This is a genomic window from Haemophilus parainfluenzae (assembly GCF_003252755.1).
Taxonomy (GTDB): domain Bacteria; phylum Pseudomonadota; class Gammaproteobacteria; order Enterobacterales; family Pasteurellaceae; genus Haemophilus_D; species Haemophilus_D parainfluenzae_N.
Window position 1 is genome coordinate 43077 of sequence record NZ_QEPT01000004.1, and the last position, 19685, is coordinate 62761.

The 19685-nt window shown below is 39.4% G+C and carries 21 protein-coding genes; 4 read left to right on the plus strand and 17 right to left on the minus strand.

Features of this window, described 5'->3' with window-relative positions; translation table 11 throughout:
* Positions 1–3: 3 nt before the first annotated feature.
* The 9 genes from DPV95_RS06140 to rpmH all read right to left on the minus strand — a co-directional run bounded on the left by DPV95_RS06140 (position 4) and on the right by rpmH (position 7162).
* Positions 4–351, minus strand: a complete 348-nt coding sequence (locus DPV95_RS06140) for a DUF1425 domain-containing protein (RefSeq protein ID WP_005695576.1) — start codon at positions 349–351, stop codon at positions 4–6.
* On the minus strand, positions 351–701 hold the full coding sequence (gene hinT / locus DPV95_RS06145) for a purine nucleoside phosphoramidase (protein WP_005695575.1): 351 nt from the start codon (positions 699–701) through the stop codon (positions 351–353). Before hinT ends, DPV95_RS06140 begins: the two co-directional genes overlap by 1 nt.
* A 100-nt stretch (positions 702–801) precedes the next feature.
* Positions 802–2679 (minus strand): peptidylprolyl isomerase, encoded by a 1878-nt coding sequence (ppiD, locus tag DPV95_RS06150; protein ID WP_111406812.1) that lies wholly within the window; start codon positions 2677–2679, stop codon positions 802–804.
* Between the two features lie 67 nt (positions 2680–2746).
* The gene (locus DPV95_RS06155) at positions 2747–3304 is read right to left on the minus strand and encodes a manganese efflux pump MntP (protein WP_111406813.1); all 558 of its coding nucleotides are present in this window, start codon (positions 3302–3304) and stop codon (positions 2747–2749) included.
* A gap of 10 nt (positions 3305–3314) precedes the next feature.
* Positions 3315–4673, minus strand: coding sequence for a tRNA uridine-5-carboxymethylaminomethyl(34) synthesis GTPase MnmE (gene mnmE, locus DPV95_RS06160; RefSeq protein ID WP_111406814.1), 1359 nt, complete (start codon positions 4671–4673; stop codon positions 3315–3317).
* Between the two features lie 127 nt (positions 4674–4800).
* Positions 4801–6429, minus strand: a complete 1629-nt coding sequence (gene yidC / locus DPV95_RS06165) for a membrane protein insertase YidC (RefSeq protein WP_111406815.1) — start codon at positions 6427–6429, stop codon at positions 4801–4803.
* On the minus strand, positions 6429–6692 hold the full coding sequence (gene yidD, locus DPV95_RS06170) for a membrane protein insertion efficiency factor YidD (protein ID WP_111406816.1): 264 nt from the start codon (positions 6690–6692) through the stop codon (positions 6429–6431). The genes yidC and yidD overlap by 1 nt, the downstream gene beginning before the upstream one ends.
* Positions 6647–7015 (minus strand): ribonuclease P protein component, encoded by a 369-nt coding sequence (gene rnpA, locus DPV95_RS06175; protein WP_111406817.1) that lies wholly within the window; start codon positions 7013–7015, stop codon positions 6647–6649. The genes yidD and rnpA overlap by 46 nt, the downstream gene beginning before the upstream one ends.
* A 12-nt stretch (positions 7016–7027) precedes the next feature.
* Positions 7028–7162, minus strand: a complete 135-nt coding sequence (gene rpmH / locus DPV95_RS06180; RefSeq protein WP_005539760.1) for a 50S ribosomal protein L34 — start codon at positions 7160–7162, stop codon at positions 7028–7030.
* A 317-nt stretch (positions 7163–7479) separates the two neighbouring features.
* Between rpmH and dnaA the strand changes: the two genes are divergently transcribed.
* The 3 genes from dnaA to recF are packed head-to-tail and all read left to right on the plus strand — an operon-like array spanning position 7480 to position 11043.
* Entirely contained in the window at positions 7480–8844 is a 1365-nt protein-coding gene (dnaA, locus tag DPV95_RS06185) for a chromosomal replication initiator protein DnaA (RefSeq protein WP_111406818.1), read from the plus strand.
* A gap of 10 nt (positions 8845–8854) precedes the next feature.
* Positions 8855–9955 (plus strand): DNA polymerase III subunit beta, encoded by a 1101-nt coding sequence (gene dnaN, locus DPV95_RS06190; protein ID WP_014064018.1) that lies wholly within the window; start codon positions 8855–8857, stop codon positions 9953–9955.
* Positions 9956–9960: 5 nt separating this feature from the next.
* Positions 9961–11043: a DNA replication/repair protein RecF gene (gene recF, locus DPV95_RS06195; protein WP_111406819.1), complete on the plus strand. Its 1083-nt coding sequence runs from the start codon at positions 9961–9963 to the stop codon at positions 11041–11043.
* A gap of 63 nt (positions 11044–11106) precedes the next feature.
* Here the strand turns inward: recF and nagA are convergent, their stop codons facing one another.
* The 6 genes from nagA to DPV95_RS06225 all read right to left on the minus strand — a co-directional run bounded on the left by nagA (position 11107) and on the right by DPV95_RS06225 (position 16569).
* Complete coding sequence (gene nagA, locus DPV95_RS06200; protein ID WP_049363071.1) at positions 11107–12252, minus strand: N-acetylglucosamine-6-phosphate deacetylase; 1146 nt, start codon at positions 12250–12252, stop codon at positions 11107–11109.
* A gap of 36 nt (positions 12253–12288) precedes the next feature.
* Positions 12289–13092 carry a glucosamine-6-phosphate deaminase gene (nagB, locus tag DPV95_RS06205; protein WP_014064021.1) on the minus strand — a complete coding sequence of 268 codons (804 nt, stop codon included), beginning with the start codon at positions 13090–13092 and terminating at the stop codon, positions 12289–12291.
* A gap of 90 nt (positions 13093–13182) precedes the next feature.
* On the minus strand, positions 13183–14061 hold the full coding sequence (gene nanA, locus DPV95_RS06210; protein ID WP_049367080.1) for an N-acetylneuraminate lyase: 879 nt from the start codon (positions 14059–14061) through the stop codon (positions 13183–13185).
* A gap of 9 nt (positions 14062–14070) precedes the next feature.
* Positions 14071–14937, minus strand: coding sequence for a MurR/RpiR family transcriptional regulator (locus DPV95_RS06215; protein ID WP_049367081.1), 867 nt, complete (start codon positions 14935–14937; stop codon positions 14071–14073).
* Positions 14930–15868, minus strand: a complete 939-nt coding sequence (locus DPV95_RS06220) for an N-acetylmannosamine kinase (protein WP_049367082.1) — start codon at positions 15866–15868, stop codon at positions 14930–14932. The genes DPV95_RS06215 and DPV95_RS06220 overlap by 8 nt, the downstream gene beginning before the upstream one ends.
* An 11-nt stretch (positions 15869–15879) precedes the next feature.
* Positions 15880–16569: an N-acetylmannosamine-6-phosphate 2-epimerase gene (locus tag DPV95_RS06225; RefSeq protein WP_111406820.1), complete on the minus strand. Its 690-nt coding sequence runs from the start codon at positions 16567–16569 to the stop codon at positions 15880–15882.
* Positions 16570–16797: 228 nt separating this feature from the next.
* Here DPV95_RS06225 and nagE point away from each other — a divergent pair, with 228 nt between their 5' ends.
* A complete protein-coding gene (nagE, locus tag DPV95_RS06230) occupies positions 16798–18264 on the plus strand; it encodes an N-acetylglucosamine-specific PTS transporter subunit IIBC (RefSeq protein WP_054419706.1) in 1467 nt (488 codons plus the stop codon).
* Positions 18265–18773: 509 nt separating this feature from the next.
* Here the strand turns inward: nagE and crp are convergent.
* Positions 18774–19442: a cAMP-activated global transcriptional regulator CRP gene (gene crp / locus DPV95_RS06235; protein ID WP_049369445.1), complete on the minus strand. Its 669-nt coding sequence runs from the start codon at positions 19440–19442 to the stop codon at positions 18774–18776.
* Between the two features lie 16 nt (positions 19443–19458).
* Positions 19459–19677, minus strand: coding sequence for a YheU family protein (locus tag DPV95_RS06240; protein ID WP_005695554.1), 219 nt, complete (start codon positions 19675–19677; stop codon positions 19459–19461).
* Between the last annotated feature and the right edge of the window lie 8 nt (positions 19678–19685).

Genomic DNA, 19685 nt, shown 5'->3' on the forward strand with positions numbered 1-19685 from the left:
AAACTATTGTAAATAAAGACGATAATTGGTGCTTTCTGTGCTTGGTTTTGGTAGTTCAAACACTTTCTTTTCTTGCGGTTGCAATAAAATATTGCCTGATTGGCTTTCTTGCTGATTTGGCCAAACTTGCGTTACACCTTGTGTGTTATACCAATAAAGATGGTAAAGCACATTGAGCTGTTGCGTAGTTTTATTTTTTAAAGCCGCGGTATTATCCGACAAATCGACATCTAAAGCCGGTGCTAAATTTGCCGCCATATTTAAAATTGGCTTATTGGTTCCCACAATATTTGGTGTAGATGAACAAGCAGTTAAAAATAATACCGTTGCTGTAATGAGGATCTTTTTCATTATTTCGCCAACATTCTACCTAAAGGTTCACCACCAACAAGATGCATATGGATATGGAATACTTCTTGTCCACCGTGTTTATTACAGTTCACGATTAAACGATAACCGTCTTCGGCAATACCTTCTTCTTTAGCGATTTTAGCCGCGACCGTAAATAAGCGACCTAAGGTGACTTCATCTTGTTCTGTCACATCATTAACCGTTGGAATCACTTTATTTGGGATAATCAAAATATGGGTTTTCGCTTGTGGTGAAATATCACGGAATGCGGTCACTAATTCATCTTGATAAACAATATTGGCAGGAATTTCTTTGCGAATAATTTTGCTGAAAATGGTTTCTTGAGCCATAGTCTTCTCCTTATTTTATATAAAAAAGTGCGGTCAAAATTTACCGCACTTTGCTTTTATTTTCCATCAGAAATTGATGATGAATGATATTTCAATCGGCTTAGTGAGCTGCACCTTCTTCTGAATCATCTTGATTAATAAAGGTATTATTAATCTCAATTTGTGCTTTTTCACGTAATGCTTGCATTAACTGTCCTTGCAATTCACCTTGACGTGCACGAACAAGTTGCGTGCTAAATTTCGCTAATTCTTGCTCACTTAAAGTAGGTTCTTCTACACGTTCAAGGGCAACCACAACCACATCACCTTTGCTGTTCCGAGCAACTTGATACGCCGCTTTATCATCTTGTGGTTTAGCAATAGCAAACACACCTTCATAAAGCATTGGATCTTTATTATCCATTAACGTAAAGGTTTGTGGTTCACTAAAACTAATGCCTGCTGGTAATTTTGTAGAATCAGTAGATAGTGCTTTAACCGCTTGCTCTGCTTTTTCAGCTAATACTTTATCGGCTTTTTCACGTTTTAAGAATTGCTCAATCGTTGATTTTGCTTCATCAAGGCTTTGTAAACCTTCAGCTTTATGATCCACGACACGTACCACTACAAATTCATTTTCACCTACAGTTAATGGCTCAGAATTTGCACCACCGTTTGCAATATCAGATTCAAAAATAGCAGAAGTCACATTTGGGAAATTTAATGCCGCAGGGACATTGTTTTTACCAAAGTAATCCGTTTCTTCCACTTTCACACCTGCAGCATCCGCTACCGCAGCTAATGAATCACTGCTTTCGGCTGCTTTTTCACGAACGGCTTTTTCTACTGCTTGGAAACGGCTTTCTGCTAAGTTTTTACGCACAGTATCCGCGATTTGTTCTTTCACTTCTTCTAAAGTACGTTCTTTACGATCTTGCACTAAAATAATATGGTAAGCCCCATCCACATTAACCGGTGTGCTGTATTGACCAACATTTAACAATAATGCTGCATCTTCAAAGTTTTTCGGTAATTCGTTGTCTTTTACCCAACCTAATTCACCGCCTTGAGCACCAGAAAGTTTATCAATGGATTTTGTTTTTGCTAACTCAGCAAAATCAGCGCCTTTTTTCAGTTCTTGATAAACGGAATCCGCTTCTTTCTCAGTTGATAATTGAATATGTGCTAATTTTTGGCTAATGAATTGCGCTTTATTTTCTTGATAATATTGTGCAATTTGTGTTTCAGTGACAGGTTGTAACTTACCTAATTCATTTGCTGAGACGTGAATATATTGCACTTTCGCTTGTTCAGGTTGAACAAGTGATTTCGCATTCGCATCGTAATACGCTTTAATTTCTTCGTCCGTTACTTTTTGTTTTGCAATTTCATCGGCTAATGGAAGAGTTGCAAGACGAGCGATACGTTTTTGGAAAAAGACTTGTGCGTTATCTTTCACTTGAGCCGGCACGACAAACTCACTGTCAGCCAAACCGTTTTGCATTTGTTCAAGTGTTAATGCATTACGTAAAATTGCCGCATAAGTATCGGATGTTAAACCATTTTGAGTCAATAATTGTTGATAACGCGCGTTATCAAATTTACCGTTAGATTGTAAGTTAGGATCGCTTACTATCGCACGTTTGATCATCTCATCACTTACTCCTAATTTTAATTCTTTCGCATATTGACGGATTAATTCTTGATCCACCAAACGTTGAATTAAATTTTGACGAAGTGTAGTCACAAATTCCACAGAGTCAGTTTTCGCTAGGAAGCTCTCGCCTTCTTGTTGAGCTCGCGCTTCAAACTCTTGGTTATAACGATTTAAGAAATCTTGTTGAGAGATAGTCTCGCCATTTACTTTTGCCGCAAAACTATCATTGCTGCTATACAGATAACCTGACATCCCACCAATCAAAAATGAAACTGGAATTAAAGCAAAGATCGCTTTTCCGATAAAACTATGGGCGATGCCATGCATTTTTTCAATTAACATTCAATTATTACCCTTTTAAAAAAGACAAAGTTCATAGGATTATAATCTAAAAGGCGAAAATTCGCACTTAAAAAACACCATGTTCGTGTAGGATTTTCACAGCCATGACTAATAACACTAAACCGCCAAAAATCTCTGCTTTGCTTTTGAATTTTTTCCCTAAAAAATGACCGCTCTTTACACCAATAAAAGAGATGACAAAGGTGATTAAACCAATGATAAATACAGCCAACACAATGTCTACGGAAAGAAAAGCAAAAGAGACACCAACGGCTAACACATCAATGCTCGTTGCCACACCAAGTGTTAGTAAGTGTTTTAAACTAATCAATGAGAGCGCAGGTTCATCATCTGAACTCACCCCTTCACGAATCATATTCACACCAATAAGCACAAGTAAAGCAAAGGCAATCCAATGGTCCCAATTTTGAATCATCTGACTAAATTGTAGCCCGACAACATAGCCGATTGCCGGCATAATGCCTTGAAATAGTCCAAAACAGCATGCAATGGCAAGCGCTTGTTTCCACCGAAAAGCGCGCATTGCCAAACCTTTGGAAATGGATACTGCAAACGCATCCATCGAAAGACCAAGCGCAATGACCCACAACATATGAAAAGTCATAACCTAAAACCTATTTTCCAATACAGAAAGAACTGAAAATATTCCCGAGTAAATCATCCGAGGTAAATTGCCCCGTAATTTCACTGAGGTTAGCTTGTACTAAACGAAGTTCTTCCGCTAACAATTCACCAGCATGAAACTCGGTTAATTGAACTAATCCAATTTGTAAATGTTCGGCCGCTTTTTCTAAAGCATCAAGATGACGACGACGTGCTAAGAAGCCACCTTCCATCCCTGTTTGGAAACCCATCGCCTGTTTTAAATGCTCACGTAATAAATCTACGCCTTGATGCGTTTGAGCCGATAAACAAACGGTCGTTGTTCCATTTTCTTCTTTTAGTCCAACTGTCTCGCCGCTTAAATCTACTTTATTGCGGACAATGGTCACCGGCATATTATTTGGCAATTTTGATAAAAATTCTGACCGCACTTTTTCAATATGTTGGCTATCAGGATCGCTGCTGTCCAACATCAAAATTATACGATCGGCTTGCTCAATTTCAGTCCACGCACGCGAGATGCCGATACGTTCAACTTCGTCTGTCGCTTCACGAAGTCCTGCAGTATCAATAATATGTAAAGGCATGCCATCAATATGAATATGCTCACGCAATACATCGCGCGTCGTTCCCGCAATATCTGTCACAATAGCCGCTTCTCTGCCCGCTAAAGCATTCAGTAAGCTGGATTTACCCGCATTTGGACGACCCGCAATCACCACTTTCATCCCTTCACGTAAAATCGAGCCTTGTTTCGCTTCGCTACGGACTAAATCAAGTTGATTAATAATTTCTCGTAATTTTGCTTCAATTTTACCGTCTGCCAAGAAGTCAATTTCTTCATCGGGGAAATCAATCGACGCTTCCACATAAGTACGAAGATAAATGACGGAATCCACCAACTGATTCACTTTATTAGAAAATTCACCTTGTAATGATTTTAATGCCGAACGAGCGGCTTGCTCCGAAGTGGCATCAATCAAATCTGCAATAGCTTCTGCTTGAGCTAAATCTAATTTATCGTTTAAAAAAGCCTGTTCTGAAAATTCACCTGGACGCGCAAGACGAACACCATCAAGTTGTAAAATTCGTTTTAGTAACAAATCTAATACCACTTGTCCGCCATGACCTTGTAATTCCAATACATCTTCACCGGTAAAGGAATTTGGTGATTTAAAATAAAGCGCAATGCCTTGATCTAATACTGTGCCATCGGCATCTTTAAAAGGTAAATAATCTGCCATTCTTGGTTTAGGACATTTACCCAGTACCGCTTGTGCCACTTCAACCGCTTTCGGGCCGGATACACGCAAAATACCAATACCGCCACGCCCTGGCGCTGTCGCTTGTGCAACGATTGTTTCTTTCATAAAAACTCACTAAAAATTGACCGCACTTTTATCTGCGATAAAAAAATGAGAGGGCGCATTAATACGCCCATGTGATTATATATCAATCAATGATAGAAAAAAGGCATCTTTCGATGCCTTCTATCTGTTATTTTTTACGGGTATGTAACCCTTTTTTCTCTAAACCACGGTAGATCATTTGTTGTTGTACGATAGTGATTAAGTTAGACACTAACCAGTAAAGTACTAGACCTGCCGGGAACCAGAGGAAGAAGAACATGAAGATCAACGGCATAAAGTTCATCACTTTTTGTTGCATTGGATCTGCAACTGGTGTCGGTGACATTTTTTGTAACAAGAACATCGACCCGCCCATTAAGATTGGGAGAATGTAGTAAGGGTCTTGTGCCGATAAATCTTGAATCCAACCAAAGAATGGCGCATGACGAAGTTCAACCGCTTCCATAAACGTCCAGTATAATGCGATGAAGATTGGCATTTGAAGGATTAATGGTAAGCAACCGCCAAGTGGATTTACTTTTTCTTCTTTGTAAAGTTTCATCATTTCTTGGCTCATACGTTGGCGATCATCACCAAAACGTTCGCGCATTTCTTGCATTTTCGGTTGCAACATACGCATTTTCGCCATAGAAGTGTATTGTGCTTTTGTGAGCGGATATAAAATCGCTTTCACCACTAAGGTTACGCAAATAATTGCCACACCCCAGTTAGATACAATACTTTGAATAAAAGTTAATAACCAGAATAATGGTTTCGCGATAAACCATGCCCAACCGTAATCTACAGTCAAGTCTAAGTGGTTAGCCACTTCAGCCATTTTGTTTTGTAATTTTGGACCTGTCCATAATGAGCTGGTAATTGTTTCTGTTGCACCTGCTGGTACAGACACTACTGGACCACGATAACCAATAGACGCAACGTTATTTTTGCTGTCTGTAATACTATAAAGTTGGTTATTTACATCTTGATTTGGGATCCAAGCTGATACGAAATAGTGTTGTAAAACAGCAACCCAACCTGCTTTGGTATCGATAGAAAGATTTTTGTCTTTCATATCGCTGAAGCTGTATTTTTTGTAATTTGTTTCAGAAGAAGAATATGCACCACCAGTATAAGTAGGCATTGCCACGTTACCACTGCTTTCAACTAATGTATGTTTTAATTGGCCATAAGGTTCAACTTCAATTGCGCTACCACTTTGGTTCACAATTTCAAAGTTAACACCAACATCGTAGCTATCGCGTTTTAATACAAAGATTTTACGATAAGTGACACCATCTTTTTCAAATGTTAATGGTACAGAAAGTTCATTTTGACCTTCTGCTAATTTGAAATTATCACCCGTAACTTGATATTGTGCGCGACCTGCTTTTGTATCGATCCCGTTTTTACCGATTAAGCCGCTTTGTGCAATGTAAACATGCTCGTTTGTATCTTTTAATAAAACGAAAGGTTCTTTTGAATTTAATTCTGCATCATATTTTAATAATTCAGAACTAATTACATCACCACCTAATGTATCCACTTTCAAACGGAATACATCATTTTCTAATGTAATAATGTGACCTTTGGTTTGTGAGTCTGCCACTACTTCGGCAGATGAAGAAGAACTTGCCGGTACATCAGAAGAGGCGGTTGTTGTTTGTTCCGTGGTCTGTTGTTGAACCGGTGGATTTTTATCAAGTTGCCATTGCTGATAAACAAGGAAAGAAATAAAGAGTAGTGCAAGCACTAATAGGCTACGTCTTGAGTCCATTATTTTTTCTCATCGTTATTATTAATCTTTTTCGGCGGAACAGGATCGAATCCACCGGCGCTTAAGGGGTGACATTTTAATACACGTTTTAGCGTAAGCCAACTACCTTTTAACAATCCATGTGTTTTTAACGCCTCAATACCATAGCAAGAACAGGTTGGCACAAAACGACAACGCGGCCCAATTAAAGGGCTAATCGCTACTTGATAAAACTTAATTAAAGCGATGAGGATTTTTGTGCCAAACGAATGTGGCGTGCCCATAATTTATCCAAAGTTTGTAAAAACGTTTGATTATCAAGCTGACCAATGCCACGTTTCGCCACAAAGACAAAGTCACAAGAAGGCAAATTATGTTGGGATAAACGAAAACTTTCACGAACTAAACGTTTGATACGATTACGATCATGCGCTCGTTTAAGATGTTTTTTAGCCACAGTTAAACCTAAGCGCGGGTGCTCAAGATTATTTTTGCGTGCGAGAATGGTAATTTCAGGGGTGCTTGCTCGAAACGGTTGTTCGAAGACATTTTTGAATTGAGCGGGAGTTAACAATCGTAACTCCCGAGAGAAGTTTAGCTTAATCACTAAAAGAGGTGATTATGCAGATAAACTCTTACGACCTTTAGCACGACGACGAGCTAAAACTTGACGGCCGTTTTTAGTTGCCATACGAGCACGGAAACCGTGAGTACGGCTACGTTTTAATACAGAAGGTTGAAATGTACGTTTCATTGTAATCTACCTAAATCAAAATGGTTTACTGTTTTGATATTCAAAACACAACAAGGGTTATAAAAAATAGACCGCAATTTTAATCATAAATTGGGCTTTCGTCAAATAAGAAAAGAGAAAATTCCGAAATAATCTTCCGTTTCTTCTAAAATCGTGGGGATTATACGGATTTTGGGCAAAATCTCAAGCAACCTTTTTGTCTTTTTTTGATGAGCAACAGAAGATCTTTTGCCTAAATTATTGTAAAATTCTCTTCGATTTTTAACCGCACTTTGCGGCTTTTATTTTATACGCATATAACATAAGGATAATTTATCGTGAGCCTTTCCAACCTATGGCAAGATTGCTTATCACAACTACAAGATCAGGTTTCTCCGATGGATCTCAGTACGTGGTTACGCCCACTACAAGCGGATGTAATCTCGCAAGATCAAGTGGTGTTATATGCGTCCAATATGTTTGTAAAAAGCTGGGTGGAAAATCATTACCTAGCTCAAATTCATCAAATTTGCCAAGCACTTGCTAAAAATCCAAATTTACAAATTATCGTAAAAGAAGGGGTAAAACCAGCGCCAAAAGCAGTTGAAGCCCCAATTCAAACGAATAATCATCAAGAAAGTGCGGTGAGTTTTCAGCAAGAATCTGATGCATCCTCTAAATTTGAATCACATCTAAATCGTAAACATTTATTTGAAAACTTTGTTGAAGGTAAATCAAACCAGCTTGCTCGTGCTGTGGGTCAAAAACTTGCCCTTGCACCTGGTGAACCAACAGCAAACCCATTCTTTTTATATGGGGGTACAGGTTTAGGTAAAACCCACTTATTACACGCAATCGGTAATGGCATTTTAGCGAATAAACCGAATGCGCGCGTGCTTTATATCCATGCTAATAACTTTATGCAGCACATGGTAAAAGCAATGCGTGATAATAAAATGGATCAATTCAAGAAATTCTATCGTTCTCTAGATGCATTATTAGTGGATGATATTCAATTCTTCGCAGAGAAAGAAAAAACACAAGAAGAATTTTTCCATATTTTCAATAGTTTATTTGAAACTGGCCGTCAAATTATTTTGACCTCTGACCGCTATCCAAAAGAAATTGAGAAAATTGAAGAACGCCTAAAATCTCGTTTCGGCTGGGGTTTAACCACTGCGATTGAACCACCTGATTTAGAAACCCGTGTTGCAATTTTGCTGAAAAAAGCAGAAGAACATAATATGGAGCTGCCAGAAGAAGTGGCATTCTTTATTGCCCAACGCTTACGCACCAATGTTCGTGAATTAGAAGGTGCATTAAACCGTGTAAAAGCGATGCAAGACTTCAAAGGTGGTCACATTGATATTGATTTTGTGCGTGACACATTAAAAGATATTCTTGCCTTACAAGAACGTTTGGTAACCATTGAAAACATTCAAAAAGTCGTGGCAGAATACTATCGAATTAAAGTGGCTGATTTAAAATCAAAAAGCAGAGCAAGATCCGTCACTCGTCCACGCCAAGTTGCGATGGCGTTAGCAAAAGAATTAACCAATAAAAGCTTACCGGAAATTGGCCGAGCCTTCGAACGCGACCATACGACAGTCTTAAATGCTTGTCGTGAAGTGCCAAAATTCCGTGAAAAAGACAGCAGTATTCAAGAAGATTGGGCGAATTTAATTCGCACATTATCTGCATAAGGAGCCAATGATGCAATTTAGCATTTCAAGAGAAAATCTATTAAAACCCTTACAGCAAGTTTGTGGCGTATTAAGCAATCGTCCGAATATTCCCGTATTAAATAACGTGTTATTACAAATTGAAGATAACCGTTTGACTATTACAGGTACAGACCTTGAAGTTGAGCTTTCTAGCTATACTCAACTTTCTTCTTCAACGGCTGATGGCGCGTTCACTATTCCGGCTAAAAAATTCTTAGATATTTGCCGTACATTATCAGATGAATTTGAAATTACAGTTACCTTTGAAGAAGATCGCGCCATTGTGGAGTCTGGTCGCAGTAAGTTTAATCTCACTACTCTGCCCGCTGAAGAATATCCAAATCTAACAGATTGGCAATCTGAAGTGGATTTTGCCTTACCGCAAAGCACCTTACGTCGCTTAATTGAAGCAACCCAATTTTCAATGGCAAACCAGGATGCCCGCTATTTCTTAAACGGCATGAAATTTGAAACGGAAGGTAATTTATTACGTACTGTTGCAACTGACGGTCACCGTCTTGCTGTTTGTACGATCGAATTAGATCAAGATCTGCAAACCCATTCAGTTATTCTCCCTCGCAAAGGTGTATTAGAACTGAATCGCTTATTAGAAAGCAGTGACGAACTTGCTCGTTTGCAAATCGGCACGAATAATCTTCGCATTCACTTAAACCACATTGTGTTTACCTCAAAACTCATTGATGGTCGCTTCCCGGATTACCGTCGTGTATTACCACGTAATGCAACTCGTATCGTAGAAGGTAACTGGGAAACCTTAAAACAAGCCTTTGTACGTGCTTCTATCCTTTCAAATGAACGTGTACGTAGCGTGCGTTTAAACTTAAGTGAAAACCAACTTAAAATTACCGCATCGAACCCAGAACACGAAGTGGCAGAAGAAATCGTGGATGTGAATTATCAAGGTGAAGAAATGGAAGTGGGCTTTAATGTGACTTACATTTTAGATGTATTGAATGCCTTAAAATGCCAACAAGTACGCATTCGCCTCACAGATGCATCATCAAGCTGCTTAATTGAAAACAGTGAAGATGCAAGCGCAGAATACGTCATTATGCCAATGCGCCTCTAAGAATAATGGCCATTTCCCGCTTAATTGTTGAAAAATTTAGAAATCTAAATGCCGTGGATCTTGAATTTGATCACGGCTTTAACTTTTTAGTTGGCAATAACGGTAGCGGAAAAACGAGCTTATTAGAAGCCATTTTTTATCTCGGGCATGGACGCTCGTTCAAAAGTGCGGTCGCAAATCGCATTATTTCTTACGACGAACCTCATTTCACGCTTTTTGGCCAAATTCAAGAAAGTCAGCATCAATGGTCTGTTGGCTTACAAAAACTTCGTCAAGGTAATACCATTGCAAAAATAAACGGTGAAGACGGCAATAAAATTGCCGATCTCGCTCACCTTTTACCGATGCAATTAATTACGCCTGAAGGGCTGACCCTACTAAATGGTGGGCCAAGTTTTCGACGCGCATTTTTAGATTGGGGCTTATTCCACCACCATAACAGTTTTCATTCCTCTTGGGTCGCATTAAACCGCTTATTAAAACAACGAAATGCCGCATTAAGTCAAAATCAGCCTTATTCTGCAATAAAAATATGGGATATTGAATTAGCTAAATTAGCCCACCAAGTGAGTGATTGGCGAGCTGAATACGCAGAGGCTTTACGTCCTGAGATCGAAAAAACCTGCCAGTTATTTTTACCCGAATTAGAGATTACTGTTAGCTTTCATCAAGGCTGGGAGAAAGAGACAGAATATGGTGAATTACTGGTGCAAAACTTTGAGCGAGATAAAGCCATTGGTTATACGGTTTCTGGCCCACAAAAAGCGGACTTCCGTTTTAAAGCCAATGGATTACCGGTTGAAGATGTACTCTCTCGTGGTCAATTGAAATTATTGATGTGTGCGCTACGTTTAGCGCAAGGTGAACATTTAATGATTCAAAAACAACGTCATTGCATCTTTCTGATTGATGACTTTGCCTCAGAGTTGGATCAACATAAACGCGCCCTGCTTGCGGAACGCTTGCAACAAAGCGGTTCTCAAGTCTTTGTTACTGCCATCACTCAAGGCCAACTCAAAGAAATGCAGGTTGGTAAAGGGAAATTATTCCAAGTGGATACCGGTAAGATCACCGAATTGCAACCATAAAAAATAATCCGATCTGTTTAAGGATCGGATTACGTTTAAAACAATACTATTTTTGACCGCACTTTAGTTTGGTTTCCATTCGCCGTTTAATACGGTACCAATCACATCATAATCTTTTGTAAATACCGCCAAGTTAGCCACTTTACCCGCTTCAACTGAGCCTAAACGATCATCTACGCCAATCGCTCTCGCAGGGTAAAGGTTACTCATGCGAATCGCTTCTGCTAATGGAATTTCTACATATTCCACAGCATTTTTGATGGACTCCATCATGGTAATTGATGCACCTGCAATCGTACCATTCGCATCGTAGCAACGACCTTCTTTCACATAAATCGGTTTTCCTACAAAAGTGAAGGTTTCCAATTCTGGCGGTGCACCTGCAGCTGCAAGAGAATCGGTCACAATGCAAAGTTTGTCACCTTTCGCTTTTTTATCTAAACGAACGTTACCAAAATTCACATGCACGCCATCTACAATAATGCCCGTGTAAACATCGGAGTCTAACACTGCGCCAACTACACCCATCGCACGTCCTGAGCTGATCGGCGACATCGCATTGTGTAAGTGAGTTGCAAAGGTTGCCCCTTTATGAAAGGCTGCTTTCGCCACTTCATAAGTCGCATTAGAATGGCCAATAGACACAATAATGCCTGCTTTCACAAAATCAGGAATATATTGCACCGTTGGGTTTTCAGCGGCAATGGTAAGTTTGGTGATGACATCCGCATTATCACATAAGAAATCTTTCATCTCCGGCGTCGCTTCACGGATATATTCCGGGCGGTGCACCCCTTTTTTCTCTAAGCTCAAATAAGGCCCTTCGATATGTAAGCCAAGCGCTTGATTTTTATGCTTATTCAAATACTCACGCATAATATTTACTGCGCGTTTGATATCTTCATCTGGTGCAGTAATAAATGTTGGCAAGAAACTGGTACAGCCTGATTTTAAGTTCGTGGCTTGCATAATTTCTAATGTTTCCACGCTTGTTTGATCGTTAAACATCACGCCGCCACAGCCATTTAATTGTAAATCAATAAAACCTGCAGTGAGATTATGACCTTTTAAATCAATGGTTTTAATCCCGCTTTCTAATTCGCTTTGTGGAATAACGGATTGAATATATTCCCCTTCAATAACCACTGCATAATCTCTTAACACTTCATTTTTCGTGTAGATTACGCTGTTAATTAATGCATACTTCATCATACCTTCCTAAAATCCAATTAAAATTAACCGCACTTATAATACACTATGAATCGCGCGTCCTTCCAATTCAGTAAAATATTTCACTGTTTTGACTTTCAATTCTTGCAATGCAGGCTCATCACATACCAAAACGAAATGACGATGAAGCTGTAAAGCACTCACTGTCCAAAGGTGATTAATACTGCCCTCTACGGCTGCTTGTACGGCTAAGGCTTTATTATGACCCGTTGCTAAAATCATCACTTCTTCTGCATCAAGTAATGTCCCTACACCGATTGTTAAGGCATATTTTGGTACTTGATTTACGTCATTATTAAAGAAACGAGAATTCGCGATAATAGTATCTGGCGTTAAAGTTTTAATACGGGTACGCGAACTTAAAGAAGACGCAGGTTCATTAAAGGCAATATGTCCGTCAACACCTACTCCGCCCATAAATAAATGAATTTTGCCATAAGATTTAATTTTTTCTTCATAACGACGGCATTCTTCATCATGGTCATTGGTATTACCATTTAAAATATTGATATTTTGCGGTTGAATATCAATATGGTTGAAGAAATTATTATGCATAAAACTGTGATAGCTTTCTGGATGTTCTTTTGGTAAGCCCACATATTCATCCATATTGAAGGTCACCACATGTTTAAAACTCACTTCTCCCGCTTGATTTAATTTAATCAATTCTTGATAGGTCTTAAGTGGCGTACCACCTGTTGGTAAACCTAATACAAAAGGACGTTCTGCTGTAGGTTTAAAATGATTAATTCGATCAGCAATATGACGCGCCGCCCAACGGCTGACTTGTTGTTCATTATTCAGAGGAATGAGACGCATAATAACCTTCCTTATCCGTACCTCACTGACACCCTTTCCTCCCCGCTATAGAGGGAGGAAAGAAGTAAGTGCGGTCACTTTTCCATTAATTTATAAATATTTTGCTTTTAACTCTTTCGCTTTTGCTAATTGCTCTGGTGTTGCTTTCGCTGTCATTGGCTCACGGCAATAACCTGCATCCACACCCTCTAGTTTCAATAACTCTTTGATAGTGAGATATAAGCCATTCGCTAAAATGCCTTCGATAAGGTCATTGGTCACGTGTTGAACTTGAAGTGCATCAGCCAATTTACCTTGTTTGGTTAATTCAAAGATTTGTCTTGCACGCACACCGTTTACGTTGAATGTACTACCGATCGCACCATCTACACCGAGAGATACTGCAGGTACCATCATTTCATCAAAACCAGCCCAAATGAGGTGATTTGGATAAGCTTTTTTCAAGCGTTCTAATAGATAGAAATCCCCTGCGGTAAATTTCACACCTAGCACTTTCGGGTTTTTATAAAGTTCGCCGAATTGCTCAATGCCCATATTCACGCCTGTTAAGAACGGAATTGAGTACACAATCATGTTATTGCCTGTTTCAGCAATGATAGTGTCATAGTAATGTTTGATTTCAGGGAAGCTGAATTTATAATAGAACGGGGTTACTGCAGAAAGACTGTCATAGCCTAATTCCGTTGCATATTTACCTAATTCCACTGCTTCATGTAAGTTCACACTACCCACTTGTGCGATTAGCGCAACTTGGTCTTTTGCTTCATCTTTCGCGATACGGAAAATTTGTTTTTTCTCTTCCGTAGAAAGCATGAAGTTTTCACCTGTTGAACCGCCTACATATAAACCATCAATTTTCATCTTATCAATGTTATAGCGAATGATTTCACGCAAGCCTTTTTCATTGATAGATCCATCCTCATTGAATGATACTAATAACGCACTAAAAATACCTTTTAAGTTACGCATTTTTCTCTCCTATTTAATACGTTGTTCTAAAATGACATTTAATGTTTTTTGCTTTATTTTGACCGCACTTTCCTGTGATGCCTGTACCAATAAAGCATAAATCAAATCTAATACGAATAATTGAGCAATCTTCGTGCCGATAGAGTCGCCTTGTAACTTACCTTGCTTATTGCCATTCACTAAAACCAGATCGGCATATTCTGTGATGGGTGAACGCAAGCTGTGTGTAATCGCAATGGTTTTGGCGCCATTTTCTTTGGCGATTTTCATGGTATGAGTGGTTTCTTGAGAATAACCAGAATGACTCAAACCAATTGCCACATCTTTTTTCGTCAATAAAGATGCCTGCATATACATAAAATGGTTGTTACCTGTCGCATCCACTTGCACACCGATACGCATCAGTTTATTTTTGGCATCTTCCGCGGTAATACCGGATGTTCCCACACCAAATAAGAAAACACGATTCGCCTGCTGAATGGCTTTCACTGCTTCTTCCAACTGCTCAAAATCTAATAAATTAATGGTTTCATCCATCACGTTATTGATGGCAGATTTCAGCTTATGCGCGATATTCAATGAGTTGTCAGAATCGGTAATATCTGAATCTAATACGGTATTATCTTTGCCATCTTTCGTCGCAAGCTCGATGGATAATTCCAATTTAAAATCACTGAAGCCTTTAAAGCCAAGAGTGCGACAAAAACGCACAAAAGTTGCCTCTCCCACTTCTAAATGGGAGGCAATTTCAGCTAGAGGACATTGCACCGCAAGATCAGGATTCAGTAAAATCGCATCCGCAATTTTCTTTTCAGTTTTCGTTAAACTGCGATATAACGAGCTGATGGTATTTAAAATATTGCCATTTTTAGCCATAAACCACTCCCGTATTTTTTGCTTGTAATAAGCAATCTTTTACCCAGTAAGCTGCACCAATCAAGCCTGCATCTTGTCCGAATTTAGCACTTTCTAATTCACAATGATAAACCGCAGGAAGTTCACTTAATAAAGATTGAACCAACGGTAAATAACCTTCTGCTAATCCGACACTACCGCCGACCACGACCTTTTGCATGTCTAATCCAATCTTCAAATCCGCAATCAAATTCGCAATGGCTTGGGCTGAACGAGTCACAAGTGCGGTCGCTTTTTCATTATTTTGACGAAAACGTGCAAAAACTTCTTTCGGATCGCAAGGATCATCCCATTGAGAAGAGACGGCTTCAATGGCTCGACCTGAGGCAATGGCTTCAACACAACCACGGCGACCACAACCACAAACGGGGCCATTAGGATCGGCCAAAGTATGGCCAATATGCCCTGCAATCCCATTTGGCTCGGTAAGTAAACGATGATTTAAAATTAAACCGCCCCCTACGCCTGTGGAAACCGTAATAAAGGTAAAGTTTTGAATATCATCAGGATTTTGTAGTTGATACTCTGCATAGGCTGCAGCTTGCACATCATTAAGTAAGCCAATTGGTTTATCAGTGTGCTGTGCAATACTGTCTTTTAATGGGAATTGGGCTAATCCACCCAAATTTTTAGGGTTAAGTGCGGTCAGAATACCTTGATTAATAATGCCCGTTGAAGCAACGGCAACATAATCAAACTGCCCTTCATATTCTTTTAATAACTGAGCAAGGGTTTGATGCATCACTTGTGCGGCATCATCTTGTGGCGTGGAAATCTGTTTTCGCTGTTGAATCTCACCATTTTTTACTATAGCAGAAGCGATTTTTGTGCCACCAATATCTAATGCCAAACAACGCTGTAATGTCCGACCACTATCCACTGTTAATGACATGTCTTCTTCCTTTATTTTTTTGCTGAATGAATGGCTTTAGCAAACCAGCTTACAATATGCTCTAAACGCGTTAATGCAGAACCAACCGTCACGCAATAAGCACCAATTTCAATTGCCGTTTTCGCCAACTCAGGTGTGTTATAACGTCCTTCCGCCATGACACGACAACCTGCTGCTTTCAAATCTTTAACTAATTGATAATCAGGCTCCTCCGGCACAGTGCCACCGGTGTAGCCAGACATAGTACTGCCCACAATATCAAAACCCAGTTTTTGACAGTACAAGCCTTCTTCTAAATTCGAACAATCCGCCATGGCTAAACAACCTAATTCGTGGATTTTTTTGACCGCACTTTCAATATCTACCGGTCTAGGACGATTTGTCCCATCCACGGCAATAATATCTGCACCGGCTTTCACTAAATCTTCAATATCATGCAAAAATGGGGTAATTCGCACTGGGCTGTCAGGTAAATCACGTTTCACAATACCAATAATCGGTACATTCACAGTAGGGCGCGTTACTTTAAGATTTTCTACACCCTCAATACGCAAGCCCGCTGCGCCACCAATAACAGAAGCCTGTGCCATGGCCGCCACGATTTCTGGTTTATCCATCGGGCCGTCATCGACAGGCTGACAAGAAGCAATAAGACCAAATTTGATTTTATCTAAGACTTCATTATGTGATAATTTCGACATATAAACTCCTACATTAGACAGTAACACTTGGTTTCCTTTTTGGCTTTCTGGTCATTATAGTAAAACGCAGTAAAACTTGCACCATAAAAAAATATTTTTTGAAGTACAATTTCAAAATTTGTGATCGGCTTCTCAATTTTGAGATAAAGTTACCACATTTGTACAAAATATTTTTTTTTACTTTAGAATATGAAGTAATACTTCATTACTTATAAATAGGAGAAAAAAATGAATGTGTTAGGTTATGCGCAAAAAATTGGGCAAGCCTTAATGGTACCTGTTGCGGTCTTACCAGCTGCAGCTGTACTGATGGGTATTGGTTATTGGCTTGATCCAGATGGCTGGGGAGCTAACAGTCAACTTGCTGCATTTTTAATTAAATCAGGCGGTGCTATCATCGATAACATGGGCCTGCTTTTTGCCGTTGGCGTTGCTTTCGGTTTATCTAAGGACAAGCATGGTTCTGCTGCACTTTCAGGTTTAGTGGGCTACTATGTGGTAACCACTCTACTTTCACCTGGCAGTGTTGCTCAGCTACAACATATCGATGTAAGTGAAGTGCCAGCTGCCTTCGGGAAAATCAATAACCAATTTATTGGGATTTTGATCGGGGTGATTTCGGCTGAACTTTATAACCGCTTCTATCAAGTGGAATTGCCAAAAGCACTCTCCTTCTTTAGCGGAAAACGTCTTGTGCCAATCGTCGTTTCTTTTGTCATGATGTTCATCAGCTTCGTATTGCTTTACATCTGGCCATATATTTTCGGTGGTTTAGTGTCATTCGGTGAAAGCATTAAAGACTTAGGCGCAGTTGGTGCGGGTCTTTACGGTTTCTTCAACCGTTTACTCATTCCTGTTGGCTTACACCATGCATTGAACTCTGTATTCTGGTTTGACGTCGCAGGTATCAATGACATTCCAAACTTCTTAGGTGGTGCAAAATCACTTGCTGAAGGTACTGCAACGGTTGGTGTAACGGGTATGTATCAAGCCGGTTTCTTCCCTGTTATGATGTTCGGTTTACCGGGTGCCGCATTAGCGATTTATCTCAGCGCTAAACCAAGTCAAAGAACTAAAGTGGCATCAATCATGCTTGCGGGTGCGTTTGCCTCATTCTTCACTGGTATCACCGAGCCATTAGAATTCTCTTTCATGTTTGTTGCACCAGTGCTTTACTTCATCCACGCGGTATTGACCGGTATTTCCGTCTTTATCGCGGCGACAATGCATTGGATCGCAGGCTTTGGTTTCAGTGCAGGTCTCGTGGATATGGTACTTTCATCACGCAACCCATTAGCCGTTGAATGGTATATGCTAATCGTACAAGGCTTAGTATTCTTCGTGATTTACTACGTGGTATTCCGTTTTGCAATTAAAGCGTTCAACTTAAAAACATTAGGTCGCACAGAAGAAGCAGAAGAAACCACAGCAGCACAACCAGCAGCGAGCCAATCTCGCGAAGAAAGAGCGGTCAAATTTATTGATGCTTTAGGTGGTGCTGATAACTTCAAAAATATTGATGCTTGTATAACTCGCTTACGTTTAAGCTTAGTGGATCAACACAAAATCAATGAAGAACAGCTTAAGTCTCTTGGTGCAAAAGGTATCGTGAAAATTGGTAACGATGGCTTACAAGTGGTTCTAGGCCCTGAAGCTGAACTTGTGGCTGAAGCCATGAAACAAAAAGTGAAATAACACACACTAAATGAAATGCCGACTCAGAAATGGGTCGGTATTTTTTTGCCAAAAATAAAGTAAAAAATGACCGCTCTTTAGCTGAGAATTTGTCGCTCGAGTTGAGTTAAATGAAAGTTTGAAAATTGAAGATTGTTTTGAAGGGTGGTGGAACTAAGCAGAATTGGTCTTAACAGCAAGTGGCTTACTGCATCGCATCCCTGCGGGATTTCTACCTAGCCCACCATAGATTTAAAGCATCTCTGGGGTTCCAGTCTGCGATATAAAATTAAAAGATTAAGAATCTTTTAAAAGCCACTTATATATTCAGGAGACCAATCCTGACTTCCAAAGAAACTACATTGGAAGGCAGTGGTATGATAGAAGTCTTCCGCTATTTTGTCAATTAAGATATTGCACTAAAAGAAGTATTTTTTCGTTTTTCGTATAAAAATTAACAAAGGCATTTCAACTATCACATCAATGTAACAAAAACAAAATAACCGTCTTATTAAAGACAGTTATTTTTACTATCGAGTGCCGTAAACCACAATGGTTTTACCGTGCGCATGAATTAGATTTTGATCTTCCAGCATCTTAATTATTCGCCCTACGGTTTCACGTGAACAGCCCACCATTTGACCAATTTCCTGACGCGTAATTTTAATCTGCATGCCATCCGGATGAGTCATGGCTTCAGGTTGTTTTGCTAGATGCATAAGCGCCTGAGCAATACGCCCCGCCACATCCAAAAAGGCCAGGTTAGTCACTTGTCGAGATGTATTTTGCAAGCGTTTTGATAACTGAGAAGTAAGGAACATTAAAATCTCAGGATTAATTTGAATAAGCTGACGATATTTTTTATAGGAAATTTCTGCAATTTCACAAGGGGTTTTCGTTTTTACCCAAGCAGAACGTTTCGAGCCTTCATCAAATAAACCCGCTTCACCAAAAAATTGTCCGGCACCTAAATAAGATAAAATCATCTCTTTGCCTTCATCATCTTTTGATGAAACCATCACCGTTCCTTTAATTAAGAAATATAAAATATTGGCATCTTCCCCTGCGTGGATTAAGGTCGATTTTGCAGGATATTTATGCAAATGACAGTGGGTTAGGAACCAATCCAGAGCAGGATCACGTTGCTGATCATCGTCCTGGGGCTTTTGTTCTTCTAATAATTCTACATTTTCTGACATATAAGCTCCTATTGATTTATTTTAGAAATTCCATTTTATCTTTTATATCAATGGATTCATGTAATTCTGACCAAACAATCACTGCACTTCCATTGTGAATCTTGTTTAGTAGGTGTTGTTTTTTTTGTTCTAAAGAAAATTCGTGTGAACCATAATCGGTGCCTTCTCTAAGCACCACACTTTCCACAATATTTTCTAAGGTTTCTGTTGGCAATTCTTGCCACGGAATAATCATATATTTAT

Bases quoted from the DNA above. Each gene is read 5' to 3' on its own strand.
- DPV95_RS06140 (WP_005695576.1), bottom strand. From the start codon at position 351: ATGAAAAAGATCCTCATTACAGCAACGGTATTATTTTTAACTGCTTGT.
- hinT (WP_005695575.1), bottom strand. From the start codon at position 701: ATGGCTCAAGAAACCATTTTCAGCAAAATTATTCGCAAAGAAATTCCT.
- ppiD (WP_111406812.1), bottom strand. From the start codon at position 2,679: ATGTTAATTGAAAAAATGCATGGCATCGCCCATAGTTTTATCGGAAAA.
- DPV95_RS06155 (WP_111406813.1), bottom strand. From the start codon at position 3,304: ATGACTTTTCATATGTTGTGGGTCATTGCGCTTGGTCTTTCGATGGAT.
- mnmE (WP_111406814.1), bottom strand. From the start codon at position 4,673: ATGAAAGAAACAATCGTTGCACAAGCGACAGCGCCAGGGCGTGGCGGT.
- yidC (WP_111406815.1), bottom strand. From the start codon at position 6,429: ATGGACTCAAGACGTAGCCTATTAGTGCTTGCACTACTCTTTATTTCT.
- yidD (WP_111406816.1), bottom strand. From the start codon at position 6,692: ATGGGCACGCCACATTCGTTTGGCACAAAAATCCTCATCGCTTTAATT.
- rpmH (WP_005539760.1), bottom strand. From the start codon at position 7,162: ATGAAACGTACATTTCAACCTTCTGTATTAAAACGTAGCCGTACTCAC.
- dnaN (WP_014064018.1), top strand. From the start codon at position 8,855: ATGCAATTTAGCATTTCAAGAGAAAATCTATTAAAACCCTTACAGCAA.
- recF (WP_111406819.1), top strand. From the start codon at position 9,961: ATGGCCATTTCCCGCTTAATTGTTGAAAAATTTAGAAATCTAAATGCC.
- nagA (WP_049363071.1), bottom strand. From the start codon at position 12,252: ATGAAGTATGCATTAATTAACAGCGTAATCTACACGAAAAATGAAGTG.
- nagB (WP_014064021.1), bottom strand. From the start codon at position 13,092: ATGCGTCTCATTCCTCTGAATAATGAACAACAAGTCAGCCGTTGGGCG.
- nanA (WP_049367080.1), bottom strand. From the start codon at position 14,061: ATGCGTAACTTAAAAGGTATTTTTAGTGCGTTATTAGTATCATTCAAT.
- DPV95_RS06215 (WP_049367081.1), bottom strand. From the start codon at position 14,937: ATGGCTAAAAATGGCAATATTTTAAATACCATCAGCTCGTTATATCGC.
- DPV95_RS06220 (WP_049367082.1), bottom strand. From the start codon at position 15,868: ATGTCATTAACAGTGGATAGTGGTCGGACATTACAGCGTTGTTTGGCA.
- DPV95_RS06225 (WP_111406820.1), bottom strand. From the start codon at position 16,569: ATGTCGAAATTATCACATAATGAAGTCTTAGATAAAATCAAATTTGGT.
- nagE (WP_054419706.1), top strand. From the start codon at position 16,798: ATGAATGTGTTAGGTTATGCGCAAAAAATTGGGCAAGCCTTAATGGTA.
- crp (WP_049369445.1), bottom strand. From the start codon at position 19,442: ATGTCAGAAAATGTAGAATTATTAGAAGAACAAAAGCCCCAGGACGAT.
- DPV95_RS06240 (WP_005695554.1), bottom strand. From the start codon at position 19,677: ATGATTATTCCGTGGCAAGAATTGCCAACAGAAACCTTAGAAAATATT.